The organism is Gillisella vitis (assembly GCF_001541345.2).
GTDB lineage: Bacteria > Pseudomonadota > Alphaproteobacteria > Rhizobiales > Rhizobiaceae > Allorhizobium > Allorhizobium vitis.
Map to the genome: position 1 here is coordinate 333845 of NZ_LMVL02000001.1, position 23353 is coordinate 357197.

16 protein-coding genes are annotated in these 23353 nt (G+C 56.6%); 14 read left to right on the forward strand and 2 right to left on the reverse strand.

The annotated features are described in order from the left end of the window. Positions 1–47: 47 nt before the first annotated feature. From ASB66_RS01480 to ASB66_RS01515, 8 genes are all read left to right on the forward strand, one after another. A complete protein-coding gene (locus ASB66_RS01480) occupies positions 48–719 on the forward strand; it encodes a FadR/GntR family transcriptional regulator (RefSeq protein WP_060716194.1) in 672 nt (223 codons plus the stop codon). Positions 720–1227: 508 nt separating this feature from the next. Continuing rightward, a complete protein-coding gene (locus ASB66_RS01485; protein WP_060716193.1) occupies positions 1228–2529 on the forward strand; it encodes an ABC transporter substrate-binding protein in 1302 nt (433 codons plus the stop codon). After that, positions 2529–3452, forward strand: coding sequence for a carbohydrate ABC transporter permease (locus tag ASB66_RS01490; RefSeq protein WP_234613844.1), 924 nt, complete (start codon positions 2529–2531; stop codon positions 3450–3452). The genes ASB66_RS01485 and ASB66_RS01490 overlap by 1 nt, the downstream gene beginning before the upstream one ends. Beyond that, positions 3449–4273, forward strand: coding sequence for a carbohydrate ABC transporter permease (locus tag ASB66_RS01495; protein ID WP_060716192.1), 825 nt, complete (start codon positions 3449–3451; stop codon positions 4271–4273). The genes ASB66_RS01490 and ASB66_RS01495 overlap by 4 nt, the downstream gene beginning before the upstream one ends. A 60-nt stretch (positions 4274–4333) precedes the next feature. Next, positions 4334–5416: an ABC transporter ATP-binding protein gene (locus tag ASB66_RS01500; protein WP_060716191.1), complete on the forward strand. Its 1083-nt coding sequence runs from the start codon at positions 4334–4336 to the stop codon at positions 5414–5416. 38 nt (positions 5417–5454) lie between these two features. Further along, on the forward strand, positions 5455–7680 hold the full coding sequence (locus tag ASB66_RS01505; RefSeq protein WP_060716190.1) for a glycoside hydrolase family 95 protein: 2226 nt from the start codon (positions 5455–5457) through the stop codon (positions 7678–7680). A gap of 75 nt (positions 7681–7755) precedes the next feature. After that, entirely contained in the window at positions 7756–9828 is a 2073-nt protein-coding gene (locus tag ASB66_RS01510) for an alpha-amylase family protein (RefSeq protein ID WP_060716189.1), read from the forward strand. A 39-nt stretch (positions 9829–9867) separates the two neighbouring features. Then, positions 9868–10911 carry a LacI family DNA-binding transcriptional regulator gene (locus ASB66_RS01515; protein WP_060716188.1) on the forward strand — a complete coding sequence of 348 codons (1044 nt, stop codon included), beginning with the start codon at positions 9868–9870 and terminating at the stop codon, positions 10909–10911. Between the two features lie 257 nt (positions 10912–11168). On the opposite strand, the gene ASB66_RS01520 is transcribed toward ASB66_RS01515, so the two are convergent. Continuing rightward, a complete protein-coding gene (locus ASB66_RS01520; protein ID WP_060716316.1) occupies positions 11169–13499 on the reverse strand; it encodes a methyl-accepting chemotaxis protein in 2331 nt (776 codons plus the stop codon). Between the two features lie 337 nt (positions 13500–13836). Between ASB66_RS01520 and ASB66_RS01525 the strand changes: the two genes are divergently transcribed. The 5 genes from ASB66_RS01525 (at position 13837) to mgrA (ending at position 20551) form a co-directional block, all read left to right on the forward strand. Next, on the forward strand, positions 13837–15201 hold the full coding sequence (locus tag ASB66_RS01525; protein ID WP_114386273.1) for an LLM class flavin-dependent oxidoreductase: 1365 nt from the start codon (positions 13837–13839) through the stop codon (positions 15199–15201). A 243-nt stretch (positions 15202–15444) separates the two neighbouring features. Next, on the forward strand, positions 15445–16848 hold the full coding sequence (locus tag ASB66_RS01530; RefSeq protein ID WP_060719497.1) for an LLM class flavin-dependent oxidoreductase: 1404 nt from the start codon (positions 15445–15447) through the stop codon (positions 16846–16848). 35 nt (positions 16849–16883) lie between these two features. Next, positions 16884–18152 (forward strand): SfnB family sulfur acquisition oxidoreductase, encoded by a 1269-nt coding sequence (locus ASB66_RS01535; protein ID WP_060719498.1) that lies wholly within the window; start codon positions 16884–16886, stop codon positions 18150–18152. Between the two features lie 21 nt (positions 18153–18173). Then, the gene (locus ASB66_RS01540) at positions 18174–19436 is read left to right on the forward strand and encodes an SfnB family sulfur acquisition oxidoreductase (protein WP_060719499.1); all 1263 of its coding nucleotides are present in this window, start codon (positions 18174–18176) and stop codon (positions 19434–19436) included. Between the two features lie 71 nt (positions 19437–19507). Further along, the gene (gene mgrA, locus ASB66_RS01545) at positions 19508–20551 is read left to right on the forward strand and encodes an L-glyceraldehyde 3-phosphate reductase (RefSeq protein ID WP_060719500.1); all 1044 of its coding nucleotides are present in this window, start codon (positions 19508–19510) and stop codon (positions 20549–20551) included. A gap of 101 nt (positions 20552–20652) precedes the next feature. On the opposite strand, the gene ASB66_RS01550 is transcribed toward mgrA, so the two are convergent. Next, positions 20653–21975 carry an O-acetylhomoserine aminocarboxypropyltransferase/cysteine synthase family protein gene (locus tag ASB66_RS01550; protein WP_060719501.1) on the reverse strand — a complete coding sequence of 441 codons (1323 nt, stop codon included), beginning with the start codon at positions 21973–21975 and terminating at the stop codon, positions 20653–20655. A 343-nt stretch (positions 21976–22318) separates the two neighbouring features. On the opposite strand from ASB66_RS01550, the gene ASB66_RS01555 reads away from it, so the two are divergent. Next, entirely contained in the window at positions 22319–23332 is a 1014-nt protein-coding gene (locus tag ASB66_RS01555) for a sugar ABC transporter substrate-binding protein (protein ID WP_060719502.1), read from the forward strand. Positions 23333–23353: the final 21 nt, after the last annotated feature.

Sequence of the window (23353 nt, forward strand, 5' to 3'; positions counted from 1 at the left end):
ATAAATAGAGCTTTATTGATGAAATTCTTTAAATTGGACTGACCAAAATGACATTGCCCAAGCGTCTTTACCAACAGATTGCCGACCAGGTTCGGCATCTGATCCAAAGTGGCCCTTATCCGGCAGGGTCAAGGTTGCCGCCGGAACGTGAGTTGGCGCAAACCCTCGGGGTCTCGCGACCGTCCTTGCGCGAGGCGTTGATTGCGCTGGAAATTGACGGGACAATTGAGATTCGCATGGGGTCGGGCATTTATGTCCTGTCCGCCAGCAAGTCCGCCGCCTCTGGACGATCACTGGGGGAGAGCCCTACCGAGTTGATGCAGGCGCGTGCCGTCATTGAAAGCGCTGTTATCGTCAAGGCCGCTGGGGCAATGACCGATGCGGTTTTTGCGGCGCTTGTCGGGATTGTCGAAGAGATGCGTCAGGAGATTGCCGCGGGGCGCAAGCCGATCGATCAGGACCGCCAGTTTCATCTGACCATTGCCGAACAGTCGGGCAATTCGGTTCTGGCGGAGATCGTCGCCAATCTCTTTGACGAACGCCATAGCCCTATCTCGGACCATATACGGGGCCGTTTTGAGACGCCTGAAACCTGGTCACTGGCGCTGATCGAGCACGAGGCAATTCTGACTGCGCTGGAAGCACGAGACCCGCTCGCGGCACAGGCTGCAATGTATGCCCACCTGACGGCATCACGACGGCGGTGGCTCGAAAATTGACCGATGACGCGGCCATTCCGCCGCCATATAAATGCAGGATTTTCGAAAGGAGTCGAGGTCGGGAGAGATTATGATCCCTTGACGCCTGATTTATCTGCAAGTTTTTGATAAATAACAGTTTAATAACTGCATGATTGGACGATTTCGGCCTCGTTGAAAGATTGCTAAAGGCCTGTTGCGCGTCTGCTGGCAAGGCGTGGATCATCGTTTGCACCTGCCCCTTCTTGTTAAGGCCGGAGAAGTTTGGTCGGCATTTTACCGATGAAATTCGCCGGTGGTGCGCTGGTCAGCATGGTCACGTAAACGGCTGGTGGCGGGTTCAAACCAGCCGGAGATTCCCTCCATTTCCTCTCGATTTATGCCGTTGTCGTCGGCGTCCTTCAAATTCCTCAATACGAAATTTCCCGCACAGATCAGCAATCCGGCAGTTTTGCTTTATGAGTCAATTTAGTTGACATCGTTTCATTTTAGATGACAGTATGACGTCATAACGGGAGGAGGAGCCCCTATGATGACTACCAGTTTCACGGCTATTGCCGGGGAGGCGTCACGCTGTGCGCGTCTCACTTTGGCAGCGTTTACCATTGCATTGGCCTCAAGCGGTTCTGTGCTGTCCGCGCCAAAAGGTGATCTTGTCATCCTGCAATGGATGGCGGGGTCTGACCTTGAGGTGATCCAAAATCTGGAAAAAGCCTTCATGGCCAAATATCCGGATGTGAAAATCAAGGAAGTGCCGGTGACATGGTCCGGCGATCCCCGTGGAGGTCTTCGCACCTCGCTGATGGGCGGCGAAAAGGCCGATCTGATGATCAATACCTGGCCCGCTTTCCGCACAGAACTTGTGACCGCCGGTCTTTTGCGCCCGCTGGATGATGCCTATTCCGCCATGAAATGGGGAGAACGGCTCGACAACAGCTGGAAGGATCTTGGGTCTGTCTCCGGCCAACTCTACGGCGTTACCTTCACTTACGGCGACCGTAGCGGTCTTTGGTATGATACCGGAACCTTCAAAAAGGCAGGCATTGCCACGCCGCCCAAGGATTGGGCGCAATTTCTGGACGCTATCGCCAAGCTGAAAAGCGCCGGTGTGGTGCCAATGGCCGTCCCTGCCAAGACCTGGGCGCATGCCGAAGTGTTTGAAACGCTGATTTTGCGCGAAGGCGGGGCGGATCTTTCCCGCAAGCTGGTGGCTCACGAGACCCCTTGGACCGATGATCGCGTCAAGGCGGCCCTTCGCAAATGGCGCGAGCTGTTGAGTGCCGGTTGCTGCGGCGATGCCTCCACAATGCTTGGCACAGAGTGGGACAATGCCTCGGACCGGGTTTTGAAAGAGCGCAAAGCAGGTTTTTTCCAGATGGGAATGTGGATCAACAACCGCGCCGAGACCGTCTACAAACTTGCTCCAGATCAGTTCAGTCTGTTCCAGTTTCCAGCCACAGGGCAGGGGCATGACACTGCCGCCAGTGTCGATGCCAAGGAGTTTGTCGCATTGGCATCCGGCGGCAACAGCGAGGCTGCGGACGCCTTCATGGATTTCACCATAAGCCGTGAAGGGGCCAACATCATTGCCAAGGGCGGGTTAGCATCCTCCTCCAAAGCGGTTGATGTTGGGCTTTATAGCCCTGCCATTCAAGCGTCCAATACCTTTGTGACCGGGGCGGATACGGCTTTCGTGCTGGGGGATGGTCTGCCCGGCGATCTGGCGGATGAGTATCGCATCCAGCTTCAGAAATTTCTGGGCGATCCCAGCGACGCCAACATTGACAGGATGACGGCTGCGATCGAGGCCAAGGCAAAGGGATCGTATTGATGCCGGCCATCACCGATCTGCCACGGACAGGAGGAAGCGCCAACAGGCGCTTCTTCCAGACGGATGGGGGAGCGGCTCTCATCCTGCTTGCACCTATGGTGCTGTTGTTTCTGTGCGCGGTCGTCTATCCGTTGATCGATACGATCCGTCTGTCGTTTTTCGATATTCGCGGTCTTGCCCCAGCAAAATGGGTGGGGCTTTCCAACTACGCAAACCTGTTGGCGGATGCCAGTTTTCGTGTAGCCGTGATCACCACCATTATCTGGACGGTCGGCACAACAGCTCTGTCAGTAGGCATCGGCTGGGGTCTGGCGGTGCTGTGTTCGCTGGCCCCGCGCACCACTCTGCCGTTTCGCGTGATGATCTTCTGCGCCTATGGCATTGCCGAGGCCGTCAGCGGTTTCATCTGGCTCGGCATCTACCGGCCCGGCGATAGCGGTTTGCTGAATGCCGTCTTGAACACGCTTGGTCTGGAAAACCTGACCCGCGCGTGGCTGGGCGATACGTCCACAGCCCTTGCATGTCTGGTGATTGCCTATGCCTGGACCCAAGTGGGCTTGCCGCTGATGACCTGCTTTGCCTCGATCCAGACCATCCCCAAAAGCATCAAGGAAGCGGCCTATATTGATGGGGCCAAGCCGCTTTCCATCATGCGCCACATCATTTTGCCTCTGTCGCTGCCGGGGTTGAAAGTGGCGGTATTCATCAATCTTCTCGGCAGCTTGCGGGCCTTTGACATGATCTTCGTCATGACAGGCGGTGGTCCGGTGCGCTCCACCGAAACGGTTGGCTATTTCATGTTTCGGGAATCGATGATGCAGTTCAAGCTTGGCTATGGCGCGGCGGCCACCGTCGTGTTGCTGGCCGTCGTGCTGTTCGTTTCCATCCCATTGCTGCGTCAGCGCACCAAGGAGGCGACATGAACGCCCGTGCTCCGCTCTGGATTCCGGTTCTCGTCGGTCTTCTGGCCATTCTCTGGATCGTGCCGGTTGTCGGTCTGGTTTTGACCTCCATCCGGCCTGCCGGTGATATTGCCGTTGGCGGCTGGTGGTCACTGCACACCCTTCGCTTCACGCTGGACGCCTGGCAGACGGTCTGGACAAAATATCCGCTGGCCCCCGCCTTTTTGTCGTCCCTGAAACTCACCGGGCTTGCGACGTTGCTGACGGTTCTTCTGGCGCCAGCTGCGGCCTATGCCTTTCAGTTTCTGAAATTCCCCGGACGACGTATTCTGCTGCTTGTTGTCGTCAATTCCTTCGTGTTGCCGCAGCAGGTGGTGATCATTCCGCTGTTTACCCTGTGGCGTGATCTGCACATGATCGACAATGTCTGGGCCGTGCTCATTCCCTTTGTCGGGCTGTCTTTCGCCTGGTCGATCTTTCTGGTGCAGAGCTTTCTGGCAGAATTTCCACGTGAATTGATCGAGGCCTCAAAAATTGATGGCTGCACGCCGATCCGAACTTTTCTTCATGTCGTTCTGCCCAATTCCCTCACACCGATGGCAACCGTTGGCATCCTGCAATTCCTGTGGTGTTGGAATTCCATGCTGCTGCCCATGCTGTATCTGCGCTCCGATGTGCCGCTGACGGTGCTTTTGGCCCGCATTGCAGGCTCATTCGAGCCCAACCTGGATCAACAATCGGTGGCGGCCATCGTCACCATGGCGGTGCCCTTGGTGGTCTTCATCGTGTTTCAGCGCTTCTTTGCCGCAGACGCCCGCAATCGCTCGGGAGGCAAGGAATGATCGCGTCATCCACAGTGTTCATGGCTCGGCCAAAACCCGGCCATCGGGAGGAGAAATTATATGGCAACCGTTGAACTCAAAGGCGTCGGCAAGCGCTACGGTGCCTTGAAGGTCATCGATGACATTGATCTCGACCTTGAAGATGGCTCCCTGACCGTTTTTGTGGGGCCATCCGGCTGTGGCAAATCCACCCTGCTGCGGATGATTGCCGGGCTGGAGCCGATCACGACAGGCGACATTCTCATCGATGGTCAACGCATCAATGATGCCACGCCTACGGAGCGCGGTGTGGCCATGGTGTTTCAGAATTACGCGCTCTATCCGCATATGACCGTGCGCAACAATATCGGCTTTCCGCTGCGCATGGCGGGCATGAAAAGCGCCGACATCGGACGGCGGGTGGAGCAGGCGGCAAACCGTTTGCACATCACCCCGCTTCTGGAGCGCAAGCCTGCGGCCCTGTCTGGCGGACAGCGCCAGCGGGTTGCCATCGGGCGGGCCATCGTGCGCGATCCCAACGTGTTCCTGTTCGATGAGCCGCTGTCTAACCTTGATGCCGAATTGCGAGTGAAAATGCGGCTGGAGATTGCCGAACTGCACAGGTCTCTGGCGTCAACCATGATCTACGTCACCCATGACCAGGTGGAGGCCATGACCTTGGCCGACCGGATCGTGGTGTTGCGGGCGGGAAATGTCGAGCAGATCGGCACGCCGATCAGCCTTTATGACGATCCCGACAACATGTTCGTGGCCGGTTTCATCGGCTCACCGCGCATGAATTTTTTGACGGGTCATGTCGTGGCGCGCAGCGCGGGAACGATACGGATCAAGCTCACTGAGTTCGAGAACGTGGAATTCGAGCTTGCACTGGGTGCGGATCTTGCCCCCGGCGCAAAGATTTCTGTTGGCATGCGGCCAGAGAATTTTTCCTCAGAGGGATCAGCCCGGTTCGACCTTCGGGTGGACATGGTGGAGAGCCTTGGCGGCGTCTCTTACGGCTACAGCAACATGCGCGGCGAAGATGCGCTGACGGTTGATCTGAAGGGTGATCGGTCGGTGCGGGCCGGCGATACCATCCACACCGGCTTTCATCCGTCCAAGGCCCTGTTGTTTGATCCGGCCAGCGGTGCGCGCCTTCGTTAATCGACCGTTAAGCTGTTAATTTAATAGGATTTCTAATCATGAACGATAATGAACTCTGGTATGATCGTGCCGCATCCGCCTGGACCGAGGCCCTTCCCGTCGGCAATGGTCGGCTGGGCGCCATGGTATTTGGCGATGCCTGGAATGAGCGTCTTCAGATCAATGAGAGCACATTCTGGAGCGGTGGCCCTTACCAACCCATCAATCCCGATGCCCGCGCTGCCTTGCCGGAGGTGCGCAATCTGATCCTTGCCGGGCGCTATCAGGAGGCAGACCGCAAGGCCTATGAAGGGGCCATGGCCAAGCCGGATCGGCAGACGTCCTATCAGCCGATTGGGGATGTCTGGCTTGATCTGCACCATGATATGACCGTCACCAATTATCGTCGCTCGCTTGATCTGGAAACGGCTGTTGCTGTCACGCAATATGATTGCCACGGCGTGCATTTTCGCCGCGATGTTTTTGCCTCTGCCATCCAGGATGTGATCGTTTGCCGGATTGCCGTGGATCAGCCGGGTGCCTTGTCGATGACGGTGATGCTGAGCAGCCCGCAAAACGGCGATCCGATTGATATCATCGGTGCCACCCTTGGCTATGACGGGCGTAATCGTCGGCAAAACGGCATTGATAGCGCGTTGCGTTTCGCCTTCCGGGTGCGGGTGCTGTCCGAGGGGGGCTTTGTCGATATTGGCGAGGAGACCATTCGGGTGCGTGAAGCGTCCAGTGTCGTGTTGCTGATCGATGCAGGCACCAGCTTTCAAAACTACAAGACTATTGATGGTGATCCGCAGGCGCAGATCAAAGCACGTTTGGATGCGGCGGCTATGCTGCCCTATGAGGCGCTTCTGGAAGCCCATGTCAGCGAGCATCGCCGTCTGTTTGACCGGATGCAGATTGAGCTCGGTGACAAGCCGGTGCCAACAATTCCGACCGACAAGCGCATTGCCGCCTATGCCGAAGGCAATGATCCCTCGCTGGCCGCGCTCTATGTACAATATGGCCGCTACCTTGCCATTTCCTGTTCCAGACCCGGCACGCAAGCCGCCAATCTGCAAGGTATATGGAACGAAGATATTCTGCCCGCCTGGGGTAGCAAATACACCGTCAACATCAATCTGGAGATGAATTACTGGCTGGCCGATGTTGCCAATCTGTCCGAGACCTTCCTGCCGCTGGTGGAATTGGTGGAAGATGTTGCCGAAACCGGCCGCGAGATGGCCAAGGCCCATTACGGCGCGCGTGGCTGGGTTCTGCACCATAACACCGATATCTGGCGTGCCACCGGCCCCATTGATGGCCCTCATTGGGGGCTGTGGCCGATGGGCGGCGCCTGGCTCTGCGCCCAGCTTTATGATCACTATCGCTTCAATCCTGATCGCGCCGTGCTGGAGCGCATCTATCCTTTGATCAAAGGCGCGGTAGAATTTGCGCTGGATACGCTGGTTGCTTTGCCTGCTAGCGACTACCTCGGCACTTGCCCCTCACTGTCGCCAGAAAATTCCCACCCCTTCGGCTCGTCGCTTTGCGCCGCACCCGCCATGGACAACCAGATTCTCCGCGACCTGTTTGAGGCCTTCGCGGATGCCAGCGCCACACTTGGCCAAGACGGTGAGCTTCACGCCGCGGCAGTTGCCACCCGAGCCCGCCTGCCGGAAGACCGTATCGGCAAAGGCGGTCAATTGCAGGAATGGATGGACGACTGGGATCTGGACGCGCCAGAGCAGCAGCATCGCCATGTCTCTCATCTCTATGGGCTTTATCCGAGCCTGCAAATCGACCCATTGGAAACGCCGGATCTGGCTAAGGCCGCACAGGTTGTTCTGGAGCGGCGCGGCGATGATGCAACGGGCTGGGGCATTGGCTGGCGGCTGAACCTTTGGGCCAGACTTGGCAATGGCAATCGGGCCGCAGAGGTTCTAGCCAAGCTTTTGACCCCTGAGCGCACCTATCCAAACCTGATGGATGCCCATCCTCCCTTCCAGATCGACGGGAATTTTGGGGGAGCTGCTGGGATTGTCGAAATGCTGGTGCAATCGCGCCCCGGCGAGCTTCGCCTCCTGCCCGCCTTGCCGGAACAATGGTCAAGCGGCAGTCTGAAGGGCGTTTGCATCCGTGGCGGCCACACAGTTGACCTCAGCTGGCAAGCAGGAAAACTGTCTTCACTCCGCATCACGGCTGGCCACTCCGGGCCACTCACCATCCGCCAACCTGCTGATGTCCTTGAGGTTCAACTTAGGGAAGGCGAGGTTTGGGAAGGACGATAGCAGATATTTCAACATGCATTTTCTGGTGTTCTAACAGGATTTTCGCGGCTTTCGCGCCGGAGAAAAGGAGCCATCATGTCGCAGAATTCATTGCGCCCCTTGCGGTATCGTCAAATTCATCTCGATTTTCATACGTCCGAGCATATTGCGGGCATTGGCAGCCAGTTTGACGCCGAAGAGTTCGTTGCAACACTGAAACAGTCGCATGTGAATTCCATCACGCTGTTTGCAAAATGTCATCATGGCTGGTCCTATTACCTGACCAAGGTTGGCGCACCGCACCCCAATCTGTCTCGCCCCGATTTGCTGGGAGAGATGATTGCTGCCTGCAACGCCGCCGACATTGAAACGCCGATCTATCTTTCGGTGCAGTGGGACGAGAGGACCGCACGCCTGCATCCTGAATGGCGGGTGATGAAGGCCAACAACCATCTGGATCATGCCGATGATCATGATCGTTCGGCCCAAAACCAGTTGAGCGCCGCCTGGCACACCTTGTGCCTCAACCACGATGAGTTTCGCGCCCACTTGATGGCCGAAGCCCGGGAGGTTCTGACGCTTTATCCGACTGCCGGGCTATTCTTCGACATTATCCAGACACCGGACTGTGTCTGCAATGCCTGCCTTGCCCGTATGGCACGCCTCAATCTCGACCCGTTGAACAAGGCGGATCGGCTGGCCAATGACGAGGCTGTCAATGCGCAGTTCCGCGAGGAGATGAGCACCGTTCTGCGGCGCGAATTTCCGCAATCGCGCATTTTTTACAATAGCGGCCATATCAACAAATATGGCAAGGACCGTTTCACGCCCTACACCCATCTCGAGCTGGAAAGCCTGCCCACGGGCGGCTGGGGCTATAATCACTTTCCCTCCAGCGCCCGCTATGCGGCACGGCTTGGCCTGGATTTTGTCAGTCACACCGGCAAATTCCACACCAGTTGGGGCGAATTTGGCGGCTTCAAACATCCCGACGCGCTGGACTACGAATGTGCGATGATGGTGGCGCTTGGCTCCAAATGCCTGGTTGGTGATCAGCTCCATCCCAATGGCCGGATCAATGCCGATACCTATCGTAGCATCGCCCCGGCCTTTCGCCGGATTGCCGCCCTTGAACCCTTTCTGGAGGGGGCGGAACAGGTCTCTGACATCGCCATTCTCGCCACCGAATATTTCCATCGGGACGGTGTCGAGCGTGTGCGCGATAGCGACGACGGCGCGGTGCAAATGCTGTTGGAACTGCATAGATGTTTCGACGTCATCGACCCGGAGATGGATTTTTCCCGCCATCGCCTGATTATCTTGCCCGATACGATTCCGGTGGATGCTGCCTTAAAGGCAAAATTCGATGCCTATCTCGCCTCCGGCGGCGCGGTCCTCATCTCCGGCCAGTCTGGTCGCACACCGGACACCGGCGCTTTCGCCTTTGAGACCGGGCTGACATTGAGCGGCGAAAATATCGCGTTCGAGCCATCCTATGCACAGATCACAGAAGCATTGAGCGATCCGCGCCTGCCGGCAAGTCCCTTCGTGGTTTACGCCGGGGCGGAAAAACTGAAAGCGGCAGGTGCCACTGTTCTGGCAAACATAAGGCCACCCTATTTCAACCGCGCCTTCAACCATTTCTGCTCGCATCAGCATACGCCTGACGATCCTGAGGCCGATGCGATTGGCGTGGCCTGCGCAGTGCATGGCAAGGTCGGCACCATCGCCTATCCGGTCTTTGCACTTTACCGCGCCATGGGGCAGCCTCTCTACAAATATCTGGTTGATGCGCTGATCGAACGGCTGATGCCGGGGCGGACGCTTGAAACCACTTTGCCATCCGCAGGCCGTGCGACGCTGACGGTGCAGGCCCATGAAAATCGCAGCATCGTTCATCTTCTCTGCGGTTTTCCGCAAATCCGCGGTCAGTCGGTGCGGATCAATTGGCAGCCGACAGCAAGGCCCATGGAAATGATCGAGGATATTCCCTCCATCGGGCCGGTATCCTTCACGGTCCGGCTGCCTGGGACGCCATCATCCGTCTATGATGCGATTTCGGGCGAGACATTTGCTTGGAAAAAACAAGCAGATGGCGCAATCACGGTTGATCTGCCTGGCCTTTCCATTCACCGTGCGATTGTTATTGACGGAATGGCACCCGGATGATGTGAGGCCATGGGTTGGTTGTCCTTGCAGGAGCTACCAATGGATCTGCGGAGAGGACCTGTGGAAATAACCGGCAAGCGAAAACAGGCCACCATCCACGATGTCGCCGAGGCGGCAGGCGTCGCCATCGGCACGGTGTCCCGCTATCTCAATGGGCAAACGGTGCGCAATGGCAACCGCGCCGAAATTGAGCGGGCCATTGAGGCCCTGTCTTTTCAGCGCAGTGCTGCCGCACGGGCGATGAAAAGCGACAAGACCGATGTGATCGGCTTTTTGACGCCGGAGCTGGACGAGTTTCATGCCCAGCTCCTCAATCATCTGGCCCGATTGTTTCGCCAGAGCGGCAGAACATTGCTGACCTATTGCCATGATGGTGACCTCAGGCTGCTGAGTGAATCTCTCTCCTATTTCGCCGGGCAGAACGTCGATGCGCTCATTCTTGCGGGACATGGAGACATTCCCAATGAAGTGGAGAGATTCGTGGAACGCGGTATTCCCGTCACCGTTTATAATAATGATATCATGGGGTTGCGCGTTGATCGCGTGTTCGTTGACAATACCAAGGCATCCTACCGTGCTGTCCGCCATCTGATCGATCTCGGGCATACACGCATTGCCACCGCCTTTGGTACACTGGATACGTCATCGGGATTCCAGCGCCTGAATGGCTATCAGCAGGCCCTGGAAGAGGGAAAAATTGCCCTCAACTCATCCTATATACATTCCGGCAACTGGACCGAAGAAGGCGGATATTCCGCTATTCAGAAATTCATGGCGCTGGCTGAACCGCCAACAGCGGTCTTCTCAGCCAATTATAAAATGACCTACGGCATTCTGGAATGGGTTCGGGAGCACCGGGCAAGGGTCCCGGAAGACATCGCCATCGTCAGTTTCGATGATGTGGAACTGTTTCGCCTCTACGATGACGGCGTAACGGCTATCGCCCAACCTATTGAGAAAATAGCACAATCGATCAGTACTTATGTTCTGTCACGATTGACTGAAAACAACGTTCCGGACATACGCACGCGCACGCTTGATTGCAATTTGATATTGCGCGGATCAAGCCACTTTCGCCGATAATCCCTATCGTGTGTCTTCTCAAACCTGCTCGGTGCCGGTCTTTCCAGACTACAGTGCCGTGCGCCATATATGGCGCACAAAGGTCCGCTGTAGCTCCTTATATCTGCTGCATAATTTTCTCTTTAAATGATTCCCGTTTAAAGAGAAAATTATGCAGCGGTGTCTGTCAGGTTCAGATTGGACCTGACAGACGTCGTTTCTTTTGCTTTCGTTTGTCTTTTCGGCAAAACTGGTGACCACTTCTCCCTGACAAGCCCCTAGAACTCTTCCCAACTCTCGCCCTTCAGCGCAGCATTGCCCTGTGTGGCATAGGTCTGACGAGATTGTGAGGCGGGTCGGCTTGCCGGTTTGGCAGGTGCGTGAGCGGCGGGCGCGTAGCCTGCCTGGCGGTTATCTCCCGTGCGGAACTGTCCAAGCAATTCGGTTAGTTTGCCGCTTTCCTGCGCCAGGCCAGCACCGGCGGCGTTCATTTCTTCGACCATGGCTGCATTCTTCTGCGTCGCCTGGTCCATGTGGTTGACAGCGGTATTGACTTCGCCAAGGCCGACGGACTGTTCCTGTGCTGCCGTGGCAATCGCATCCATATGTTGGTTGATCGATTGGACGAGGCTGGCGATCGCCGTCAAACCTTCGCCGGTATCGTTGACCAGTTTGACACCTTCGCTGACAGCGACTTCTGAATTGGAGACCAGCGATTTGATTTCCTTGGCGGCATTGGCCGAACGCTGGGCCAGTTCACGGACTTCCTGGGCGACAACGGCAAAGCCCTTGCCGGCCTCGCCAGCGCGCGCGGCTTCCACCCCGGCATTCAATGCCAGCAGATTGGTCTGGAAAGCAATTTCATCAATCACGCCGATGATCTGGCCGATCTGGCGCGAGGCGTGTTCAATGCGCTCCATCGCTGTGACAGCGTTATTGACGACGATACCCGATTGCTCGGCACGGCTTTTTGTATCACGCACCAGATCGCGGGCCTCGCCCGTTCGCTTCGAGGTCGCTCTCACATTGGCGGTGATTTCTTCAAGGGCTGCGGCTGTCTCTTCGAGCGAAGCAGCCTGCTGCTCGGTTCGCTTGGCGAGGTCATCTGAGGCATGCGAGATTTCGCTGCTGCCACCTGATACAGCCAGGGCCGAACCGCCGACCGCCAGAAGTGTGGTCCGCAACTGGCGGACGGAGGCGTTGAAGTCCTGGCGCAGTTCCTCAAAGCGCGGCGCGAACTCCTCGGAAATCTCGCAGAGCATGTCACCGGCGGCAAGCTTTCGCAGACCGCTTGCCAACGCGCCGGTGGCGCGCGTCAGCCGTTCTTCTGCCTCCGCTTCGATCCGGCGTTGCGTCTCGATGCGATCGCGCTCGGCGATCCTGCGGTTTTCCTCGGTGCTGGCTTCGAGTTCCTTGTTACGGATGGCTGCAACCTGGAACACTTCCACGGAGCGCGCCATTTCGCCCATTTCGTCCCGGCGTTTGGCGCCGGGAACGACGACCGACAGGTCGCCGTCGGCCAGTGCGCCCATGCAACGTGTCAGCGCGCCGATCGGGCGAATGACCTTGCGGATGATGACGGCCAAGCCGATGATGCCGAGCGCCAACACCAGCAGGAAAAGCGCCAGGAAGGATAGTGTCTGGGTCAGCGCGGCGGACTTGGCCGTTACTGCATTGGCGTTCAACGTATCCATGGCAAGCGATGCGATATCGGCAACCTTCCCCAGGGCAGCCGTGGTCGGTGCTCTCCATTGATCGATTGTCAGCGGTGACTTTTCGCCAGCGCTCAGTTTGGCAATGACGTCGGCGCGCATTTTGGCGTAGTCGCCTGTAAAATACGCTGCATCTGCAACCTTGAAGGCGTCCTTGATGGCCAGGGGCGTATCCTTATGATCGACCAGCACCCGAACAGCTTTCCACGCATAGGCGACATTGGCGTCTCCCGCGGCCAGTTTGACCTGGTTCTCAGCCGAAATCTGCTGGCCAGAGGTCACGGCGTTGTTGAGGATCAAGGCGCTGCCGCCGCCAAGGGCACGGGTCGACCATGCATAGGCGCGCATCTGGATCATCGGCATCATCGCCGCGTCGAGCGTGCGCATGCGGCCTTCCGCGGCCTCGGACGCCTTTTCAAGATCGGCCAGGAAAGTCCCGCCCAGATCCATTGACGTCTTGGTGATGCTTGCGTCACGAGCTTCAAGCGGCTTTGTCAGCTCGGCATCGATGGTTTTACGATAGGTCGCGACTTTTTCATAAGTGGCCAACACCGTTGCGATCGGCGCCGACAAGTCGGTAGCCGTGATCCCTCCAGCGATTGCTTTTGCCTCATTCATACCGGCATCGACAACCGCCCGGTTTTTCTGCACCGATTGTACGGAGCCAGCACCATCGGCAATCGAGATCGACAGGGCGGAGGCGCTATCGCCGCGCTCGCTGCGAAATGCCAAAAGCGCCTTGAACAACGCTTTGTCAAAACCCGTCAGTTCCGAAATTTCGGCATTGACCTGATAGGTGCGGTACGAATTCAGCATTGAATTTCCAACCAGCACATTCAGCATAAGGCTGAGCAGGGCGAAAACGCTAATGAGCACATTTCTGATGGAGAGCGTCATGGCAAGTTCCAATGGTTGCAAATTTCAACTCATTCAATGCCAATTTAGATAAACTGCGGTTAACGCCATCGTACTTTTTGTGACGTCCTTCAGTATAAAATTGCTAGTCCCGCCATTCTCTTGGCACAGAGGCCTCAAAGGGGCCTGTGTCTGGAGTTTTGCATGCACCTAAGGTGTTTAGTCATTTGATCAGCGGCTTGATGCTATGGTGTTGATTTCACTCATTGTCATTGTGACCTTCACCATCTTCTTGCTACAAGTTTCTTGGCAATTTCATCGTCCGCCGCCTGCGAGCGGGATAATTTTTAACCTCAATTCATCCGTGTGAATGTCCAATATGCCCCCCAGAAAACAGATCATCCTCAATGCCTTCAACATGAATTGCGTGGGGCATATCAATCACGGGCTGTGGGCGCATCCACGCGACCGTTCGCATGACTATAAATCTCTGCGCCACTGGACTGATCTGGCGCGCACACTGGAGCGTGGTCTGTTCGATGGGCTGTTTCTCGCCGATATTGTCGGGGTCTACGATATTTACCAGAACTCGGTCGACCTGACATTGCGGGAATCGATCCAGCTACCAGTCAACGATCCGATGCTGCTGGTATCTGGCATGGCTGCTGTGACCGACAATCTTGGCTTTGGCATCACCGTGAATACCAGTGTTGAGGCGCCCTATACCTTTGCCAGGAAAATCTCGACGCTCGATCATCTCACCTCAGGCCGGATCGGCTGGAATATCGTCACTGGTTATCTCGACAGCGCCGCCAAGGCATTGGGCGAGACCGGCATGACAGAGCATGACACCCGCTACGACCAGGCCGATGACTATATGGACCTGCTGTATAAGCTTTGGGAGGGAAGCTGGGAGGAGGGGGCCGTGCGCCTCGACAAGCAGGCGCGGATATATGCCGATCCTGCCAAGGTTCATAAGGTCCAGCACCATGGACCCTATTACCAGTCCGAGGGCTATCATCTGTGTGAGCCCTCGATCCAGCGTACGCCGGTACTCTATCAGGCCGGCACATCGGGCCGGGGCCGGAAATTTGCCGCACGCCACGCCGAATGCGTGTTTATCGGCGCCACGGACAAGGCAGCAGCGCGTAAAACAGCCCAGTCTTTGCGGGAAGAGGTGGTCGCCGCAGGTCGCCACCCTGACGACATCAAGATCTTTCTCGGTGTTACTGTCGTGACCGACAAAAGCCGGGAAGCCGCCGCCGACAAGCTGGAGGACTACCGCCGCTATGCCAGCCCGGAAGCGGGCCTAGCACATTTTTCGGCCGGAAGCGGCATCGATCTCTCCCGCTACGAGCTTGATGATCCTATCCAGTACGGCCCCACCAATGCCATCCAGTCCGTCACGCAACTTGCCAAACAAAAGGGATGGACCAAGCGGCAATTGTTGAACGAGCTTTCCATCGGTGGACGTTATCCGTTAATCACCGGCGGGCCTGGCGAGGTAGCAGAGGAACTGATCTCCTGGATCGATGAAGGCGATATTGATGGCTTCAATCTCACCCGCGCCGTGACACCGGAAAGCTATGAGGATTTTATCGAGTTTGTGGTGCCGGAATTGCAAAGCCGGGGCGCTTACAAGACGAGCTATGGTGATGGCTCCTTACGGCATCGGCTGTTTGGCGAAGGCAACCGGCTTCCCGCCCGCCATGCCGGTAGTCGTTATCGCCACTCGGAAAGGTAGCGCCACGACATCGCGGCGAGATTTTTTATGCCGGGCAATGGTTCCTTGCTGAAGGCCTGGTATCTGAAGGGCCTTCTTCAATGCCCATGACGAGTCCGCCGCATTGGCAGTGCGTTTTTCTCGATGGTCCAGCCAGACAGAAAAACATACCTTCATTTAGTGCATAAAAAACATAGATTAACTTCAATAACCGCCAATGTCTGCGATGCTGCCTCGGCATGTTTGCAGCAAAGGACGGCGCCGATGACCAGGACAATTCACTTCAACGCCTTCGATATGAATTGCGTCGGACACCAATCGCCTGGATTGTGGGCGCATCCGGATGACCGATCCTATACCTACAAGGATCTGGATTACTGGCAGAATTTGGCACGCACCTTGGAGCGAGGGATTTTTGATGGCATCTTCATTGCAGATGTCATCGGCTATTATGATGTTTACAAAGGCTCCAATTTCCACGCCATCCAGCAGGCAGCGCAAATTCCGGTCAACGATCCGTTGCAACTGGCGGCTCCCATCGCTTTGGCCACTGAGCATCTGGGTATTGGCATCACCGCATCAACCTCGTTTGAGCATCCCTATACGTTTGCCAGACGGCTTGCCACGGCGGACCACCATACGAAGGGTCGGGTGGGCTGGAACATTGTCACGTCCTATCTCGAAAGCGGTGCCAAGAATGTTGGCCAATCCGGCCTGAAGCGCCATGATAATCGCTATGAAATCGCCAATGAATATCTCGAGGTGATCTACAAACTGCTGGAAGGCAGTTGGGAAGAGGGTGCGGTGATCCGTGACCCCAAGGGGCGGGTTTTTACCGATCCAGCCAAGGTTCATGAAATCAGTCACAAGGGCAAGCATTTTGATGTTCCCGGCTATGGGTTGACCGAGCCTTCGCCGCAACGCACTCCGGTGCTGTATCAGGCGGGCGCATCCGGTCCGGGCAAGAAATTTGCCGCAGAACATGCAGAATGCGTGTTTGTGGCAGCACCCACCAAATCGGTGCTGAAAGCCTATGTGGCCGAAATTCGCCAGCAGGCGGCTGCCGCAGGGCGTGATCCGAATTCCTTAAAAATCTACACGCTTATCACCATCATCACTGATGAGACCGAGGCGAAAGCCAAGGCCAAATTCGAAGATTACAAACAATATGTCTCTTACGATGGCTCTCTGGTGTTCATGTCCGGCTGGAGCGGCATTGATTTTGGCCAATATGCGCCAACCGATGTGATCCAGAAGGTCGAGACCAACGCCATCCATTCGTTTGTGGAGCATATCGCAGGTGGCGATAAATCCTGGACCATTGAAGAACTGGCAAAATTCGGCGGCATTGGCGGGTTGGGTCCGGTGTTTGTTGGTGCGCCAGATCAGGTGGCCGATATTTTGCAGGAATGGGTGGCTGACACCGATGTCGATGGCTTCAACATTGCCTATGCGGTCACGCCCGGCAGTTTTGAGGATGTGGTGAACTACATTGTCCCGGAACTGCAAAAGCGCGGAGCCTATCCCACCGCCTACAAGCCGGGAACCCTGCGCGAAAAGCTGTTCGGCCAAGGCCCCTATTTGCCGCAAAATCATCCCGCCAATCAATACCGCGATATTGAAGCATTCAAGCGCGCAAAGACCGCTCCGCTGGCCAACGCCAGCTAAATTCCCTTTCCAATTTCAAGCAACGAGGCACGATTATGGGTACCGTTACTGACACCAAGATCGACTACACCGTTCACCCGCGCGTCAATTCCAACGATCCGGTCGCACCGCGCCCCCGCCCGACCACGCCTGCGCATATTGTTCAATCCGACGCGGAGGCCATTGAGATTGCGCAGCGTCTTGCCGAGCGTTTCAAGGTTGGGGCCGCCTTGCGCGACAGGGAAGGCCTGTTGCCGATTACCGAGCTGGATGAATATTCCCAAAGCGGGCTGTGGAGCATCAACGTTCCAAAGGCCTATGGTGGGCCGGAGGTTTCCTATGCCACGCTTGCCAAGGTAATCTCTACCATTGCGACGGCTGATCCGGCCATTGCGCAGGTGACGCAAAACCATTTGGCAATCGTTGCAACCGTTGATCTGGATGGCACGGAAGAGCAGAAAAAACTGTTCTTCGGCTGGGCCTTGCAGGGGTTGCGTTACGGCAATGCGTTTTCCGAATTGAAGAGCAAAACCGTGGCCGATTTCGAGACCAAGGTGACGCATGACGGCGACGACGTGATCGTCAATGGCGAGAAATTCTACACCACCGGTGCGCTTCTCTCCCATGTTGTGCCCATTGTTGGCGTTGATGAAAGCGGTCAGGGCTATCTGGTGTTTGCAGATCTTGAGGCACCCGGCCTGACCGTGACCAACAACTGGTCCAGCTTTGGCCAGCGCACCACGGCCTCTGGCTCGGTGAAGATCGAGAATGTGCGGGTGCCAAAGGTTCGTGCTCTGAAAGTCACCTCGTTTGATCATCCCACGGTCGGGGGTCCGGTGTCGCAGATCATCCAGTCGGCGATTGATGCAGGCATCGCCCGCGGCGCAATTGATGACACCATCACCTTTGTTAAAACCCTTAGCCGTCCGTGGATTGATAGCGGCAAGCAAAAGGCCAGCGAGGACCTTTTCACCATCGCGGCCATTGGCGATTTGAAAATTCGCCTGCATGCAGCGGAAGCCCTGCTGGAAATTGCCGGACGCAGCATTGATGCAGCGCGGGCCAATACGACGCTGGATACCGTCTCGGAAGCCACCATCAAGACTGGTGAATCCAAGGTGCTGACCACCGAGATCGCTATTCTTGCCACCAACAAGCTGTTTGAACTGGCGGGCGCTCGCTCGACGCTGGCGGAACATGGTCTGGATCGCCATTGGCGCAATGCGCGGGTGCACACCTTGCATGATCCGGTGCGCTGGAAGTTCTACCACGTTGGCAATTACTACTTGAATGGCGAGCATCCGCCGCGCCATGCATGGAATTGAGTGGGGAACTGAGGCAGAGCAATGAGCACCACAGATCGTACACTCCACCGTCAGGCGGCCCTCACGGCTGGACGTCCCGCGCCCCATATCCCGCCGCGCCGTATCAAGGCGCATGTGATCAAGGACGATGCCGAGGCAATCGCTGTTGCCAAGGAATTGGCGCGTGACTTTGCTGTGGGCGCAGCAGAGCGAGATCGGCAGCGGCGCTTGCCAGTGACTGAGATTGAGCGTTTCTCCCAAAGCGGGCTTTGGGCCATTTCAGTGCCAAAAGCCTATGGCGGCGCGGGCGTCTCAACGGTGACGCTCGCCGAGGTAACAGCAATCATCTCGGCGGCAGACTCATCGATTGGGCAGATTCCGCAAAACCATTTCTACATGGTGGAAGCGCTACGGCTGTCGGGTTCTGATGCGCAGAAGGCCCATTATTTCCAGCGGGTTCTGGATGGAGATCGGCTGGGCAATGCCTTTACCGAAATCGGCACCAAAACCCCGGTGGATTACAAGACCCATTTTGCCGAGCGTGATGGCAAGCTGTTGCTGAACGGGCAGAAATTCTATGCCACCGGATCGCTGTTTGCCCATATCATTGTGGCCGTTGCCAAAGGCCCGAATGGCCGGGTGCATCTGGTGTTTATCGATCGCGCCACACCCGGCCTTGATCTCGTGGATGACTGGACCTCGTTTGGCCAGCGCTCCACCGGCAGCGGCACGGTGACCTTTGACGATGTCGAGATCACCCCGTTTCAAGTGGTTGATCATGATGAGAATTTCGATAAACCAACGCCGATGGGGCCGTTTGCCCAAATCATCCATTCGGCAGTGCAAGTGGGCATTGCGCGGGGTGCTTTGGCAGAAACCATTTCCTATGTTCGCGCCCATGCAAGGCCGTTTTTCGAGCTGAGTATTGAGCATGGCTATGAAGACCCGCACACCATCCATGCCGTGGGTGATGTTTCAATCCGCGTGCATGCCGCCGATGCGCTGTTGGCGCGGTCGGGGCGCATTCTGGATATTGCCACCGCCAATCCCACCGCGCAAACGGTGGCGGAAGCCTCTATTGCTGTTGCCGAGGTGAAGGCATTGGGAACCGAAGTGGCGCAATTGGCGGCGACCAAGCTGATTGAGCTTGGTGGTGCGCGCTCCACTTTTGAGGCTTATGGGCTGGATCGCTACTGGCGCAATGCCCGCACCCATTCGCTGCATGATCCGGTGCGCTGGAAATACCACCATATCGGCAATTTCTACCTGAATGATCAGCTCCCCCCGCGCCACGGGGCCATCTGACGTTCAGATTTTCTATCCGCCGGGTGCATACCTCTGCGCCCGGCCTTTTCTTGACCATAGGAAACCATAACATGACATACCTGCCCGATCCCAAGCGCTATGATAACGCCCATTTTCGCCGTACAGGCCGAAGTGGCCTGAAACTGCCAGCGCTTTCCTTTGGCCTCTGGCATAATTTTGGCGATACCACGCCAGTTGAGACCCAACGCTCCATCCTGTTCAAGGCGTTTGATCTGGGCATTACCCATTTCGATCTCGCCAATAACTATGGCCCACCAGCAGGCAGCGCCGAAATCAACTTTGGCCGCATCCTGCGCGAAGATTTTGCAGGTCTGCGCGATGAGTTGATCATTTCCACCAAGGCAGGCTGGGATATGTGGCCGGGTCCTTATGGTCGCGGTGGTGGCTCGAAAAAGGCGCTGCTTTCCAGCCTCGACCAGAGCCTGACGCGGCTCGGTGTCGATTATGTCGATATTTTCTATTCCCACCGCTATGATGCCGAGACACCGTTGGAGGAAACCGCCGATGCACTGGCGCAGGCCGTGCGGCAGGGCAAGGCGCTCTATGTCGGCATCTCATCCTATTCCGGCACCAAAACCCGCGAGATTGCAGCGCTTTTGAAAGAGCGGCAGGTGCCGCTGTTGATCAACCAGCCCGCCTATAACCTGTTCAACCGCTGGATTGAAAAGGACCTGATTGATGCCGCCGATGAGGTTGGCGCGGGCATCATTGCCTTCACACCGCTGGCGCAGGGCCTGCTGACCAATAAATACCTCAACGGCATTCCAGACGATGCCCGCGTCAACCGTCCCGGCGGCGATTTCCTGCGGCCAGAGCATTTGAAGGAAGAGAATATTGTTCGCGCCCGCGCCCTGAATGAAATTGCCGCTCGCCGTGGTCAATCGCTGGCGCAGTTGGCGATTGCATGGGTTTTACGCGATCCGCGAGTCACCTCTGCCCTGATTGGAGCCAGTTCTGCCCGACAGATTCAGGAAAATGTCGATGCTTTGAACAATCTCTCCTTCACAGCCGAAGAGCTGGCCGAGATTGATCGCTACGCCGTAGAAGGTGGCATCAACCTTTGGGAAAAGCCTTCACACGATCAGGTGGTGTAAGACTTTTGGGCCTGCCCCGGGCATGCGGTTGAGGATAAATGCAGGCTCTGGGCAGACAAAAACGGAAGCACTTCACGGTGCTTCCGTTTTTCCATGTTTGATTAGGCAGCCTTGCTTTTCTGGATGCCAGAAGATGCCGCATCGAGACCACGTTGGATATCGGCGATGATATCATCGATATGCTCAATGCCGATGGAAAGGCGCACGTAGCCCGGCGAGACACCGCTTGCGGCCTGCTCTTCTGCCGTGAGCTGGGAATGGGTTGTCGAGGCCGGGTGAATGGCCAGGCTGCGGGCATCGCCAATATTGGCAACGTGATAGAGCAATTCGAGCCCGTCGATGAACTGGCGTCCAGCGTCCAGCCCGTCTTTCAGCTCAAAGCCGACAAGACCGCCATAACCACCCTTGAGATATGTATCGGCCCGCTCGCGCCATACGCCGCTCTGCTGAGATGGATAGATCACCTTGGCGACTTCTGGGCGCTTGGCCAGATAGTCCGCAACGGCTGCGGCGTTTTTAACGTGGCGCTCAATGCGAAGCGGCAGGGTTTCAATGCCTTGCAAAAGCTGGAAGGCGTTGAAGGGTGAGAGTGCGGCTCCAAGGTCACGCAGCAGGGTCACACGCGCCTTGATGATATAGGCAATAGGACCAAGCGGCTTGGTGGCTTCCGTCCAGACGGCGCCGTGGTAGCTTGGGTCTGGTGTGTTCAGCGCGGGCTGACGCTCTTTGTGGGCTTCCCAATCGAAATTGCCGCCATCAACGATCAAACCGCCAATGGACGTGCCGTGGCCGCCAAGATATTTGGTGGAGGAATAGACAACCACAGCCGCGCCATGATCGAACGGACGCGCCAGCAAGGGGGCTGCGGTATTGTCGACAATCAGCGGAATGCCAACTTCCCGGCCAATGGCGGCCACCTCGGCAATCGGGAAGACCGTCAGTTTCGGATTGGGCAGGGTCTCGGCATAATAGGCGCGGGTGCGCTCATCCGTGGCGCGGCGGAAATTTTCCGGATCAGTCGGATCAACAAAACGAACCTCAATGCCCTGATCTTTCAGCGTGTTGGCAAACAGGTTCCATGTGCCGCCATAAAGATCAGTGGAGCTGATAATATTGTCGCCAACCTTTGCGAGGTTCTGGATCGCAAACGCAGATGCCGCCTGCCCAGAGGCAAGCGCCAAAGCTGCAACGCCACCTTCGATGGCTGCAATGCGCTGCTCAAGCACATCCACGGTAGGGTTGCCGATGCGGCTATAGATATTGCCCAGCTCTTTCAGGGCAAACAGATTGGCCGCATGCTCCGTATCCCGGAACTGAAAAGACGTGGTCTGATAGATCGGAACGGCGACAGCCCCCGTCGTCGGGTCGGCGCGCCAGCCGGCATGAAGGGCCAGCGTTTCTGGATGCAATGGTTTGCTGCTCATCTATAACTCCCGTCCTGTGTTGAATTTCCGCCAGTCACCGCCCTGGATTTTTGCTATGCCTTTGGCCTCTGTGACGGTTGCATGATGGAATAATCCATCGATTAAGTAGAGAAATATTCTTCCCTTCTTTCGACACCACTTAGAAATTGCGCCTGAGGGAAGAGCCGGTCGTCTGCTGCCTCTTAACGTCTGAGCGAAAAGCTGGCTGGGATGATCGCTGCGACATTTCGGTGCTGATTGGGTCTGTTTTTCCCACTTGGTTTATCAAGACGCAAAATTCTTTCTGGGCCAAATAGTAAATTATCTTAATCTATAGAAATGATAGATAAATGGAGAAGACAGAATGTCGGGCGATGAATTCAACAGTGGGATTGCACGACGTCAGCTCATCAAGCTCTCGGCCTTTGTTGGCGCAGCAGTTGCGGGGGCAGGCCTGCTTGGTGTCAATGCTGCCCATGCAGCAGATGATGCTCTCAGCCTGAAAGGCAAGCGGATCGGCATCAGCACGGCAGGGACCGACCATTTCTTTGACCTCCAGGCCTATAATGCCCAGATCGCTGAAGTGAAGCGCTTGGGCGGCGAACCGCTTGCCGTTGACGCGGGCCGCAGCGATGGCAAGCTGGTGGCGCAACTCCAAACCCTGATCGCGCAAAAGCCGGATGCCATCGTGCAACTGCTTGGCACCTTGACGGTTATCGACTCCTGGTTGAAACGGGCGCGTGACGCAGGCATTCCGGTTCTGACCATTGATGTCGGCTCCAGCCATTCGCTGAACAATTCGACTTCCGACAATTGGGGCATCGGCAAGGATCTCGCCCTGCAACTGGTCTCCGATATTGGCGGCGAAGGCAATGTCGTGGTCTTTAACGGCTTTTATGGCGTGACGCCCTGCGCCATTCGCTATGACCAGCTTGTCAACGTCATCAAATATTTCCCGAAGGTCAAGATTATCCAGCCGGAACTGCGCGACGTCATTCCCAATACCGTTCAGGATGCGTTTGCGCAGGTGACCGCCATTCTCAACAAATATCCGGAAAAAGGCTCGATCAAAGCCATCTGGTCCGCCTGGGATATTCCGCAATTGGGGGCAACCCAGGCGCTGGCGGCAGCCGGACGCACGGAAATCAAGACCTACGGCGTCGATGGCAGCCCTGAAGTTTTGCAACTGGTGGCGGACCCGGCCTCGCCTGCCGCCGCCGATGTCGCGCAACAGCCCGCCGAACTCGGTCGCCAGGCCATTCAGAATGTGGCGCTGCTGCTGTCCGGCAAGACCTTGCCGCGCGAGAGCTATGTGCCAGCCCTGTTGGCCAACAAGCAGACTGTCAACGATGTCACCAAGAAGCTCGGAATCGGTTGATCGCCAAGACATGGTGTTGGA

Excerpts from the sequence above, each read along its gene's own strand:
- ASB66_RS01480 (WP_060716194.1), top strand. The coding sequence starts at position 48 with ATGACATTGCCCAAGCGTCTTTACCAACAGATTGCCGACCAGGTTCGG.
- ASB66_RS01485 (WP_060716193.1), top strand. The coding sequence starts at position 1,228 with ATGATGACTACCAGTTTCACGGCTATTGCCGGGGAGGCGTCACGCTGT.
- ASB66_RS01490 (WP_234613844.1), top strand. The coding sequence starts at position 2,529 with ATGCCGGCCATCACCGATCTGCCACGGACAGGAGGAAGCGCCAACAGG.
- ASB66_RS01495 (WP_060716192.1), top strand. The coding sequence starts at position 3,449 with ATGAACGCCCGTGCTCCGCTCTGGATTCCGGTTCTCGTCGGTCTTCTG.
- ASB66_RS01500 (WP_060716191.1), top strand. The coding sequence starts at position 4,334 with ATGGCAACCGTTGAACTCAAAGGCGTCGGCAAGCGCTACGGTGCCTTG.
- ASB66_RS01505 (WP_060716190.1), top strand. The coding sequence starts at position 5,455 with ATGAACGATAATGAACTCTGGTATGATCGTGCCGCATCCGCCTGGACC.
- ASB66_RS01510 (WP_060716189.1), top strand. The coding sequence starts at position 7,756 with ATGTCGCAGAATTCATTGCGCCCCTTGCGGTATCGTCAAATTCATCTC.
- ASB66_RS01515 (WP_060716188.1), top strand. The coding sequence starts at position 9,868 with ATGGATCTGCGGAGAGGACCTGTGGAAATAACCGGCAAGCGAAAACAG.
- ASB66_RS01520 (WP_060716316.1), bottom strand. The coding sequence starts at position 13,499 with ATGACGCTCTCCATCAGAAATGTGCTCATTAGCGTTTTCGCCCTGCTC.
- ASB66_RS01525 (WP_114386273.1), top strand. The coding sequence starts at position 13,837 with ATGCCCCCCAGAAAACAGATCATCCTCAATGCCTTCAACATGAATTGC.
- ASB66_RS01530 (WP_060719497.1), top strand. The coding sequence starts at position 15,445 with ATGACCAGGACAATTCACTTCAACGCCTTCGATATGAATTGCGTCGGA.
- ASB66_RS01535 (WP_060719498.1), top strand. The coding sequence starts at position 16,884 with ATGGGTACCGTTACTGACACCAAGATCGACTACACCGTTCACCCGCGC.
- ASB66_RS01540 (WP_060719499.1), top strand. The coding sequence starts at position 18,174 with ATGAGCACCACAGATCGTACACTCCACCGTCAGGCGGCCCTCACGGCT.
- mgrA (WP_060719500.1), top strand. The coding sequence starts at position 19,508 with ATGACATACCTGCCCGATCCCAAGCGCTATGATAACGCCCATTTTCGC.
- ASB66_RS01550 (WP_060719501.1), bottom strand. The coding sequence starts at position 21,975 with ATGAGCAGCAAACCATTGCATCCAGAAACGCTGGCCCTTCATGCCGGC.
- ASB66_RS01555 (WP_060719502.1), top strand. The coding sequence starts at position 22,319 with ATGTCGGGCGATGAATTCAACAGTGGGATTGCACGACGTCAGCTCATC.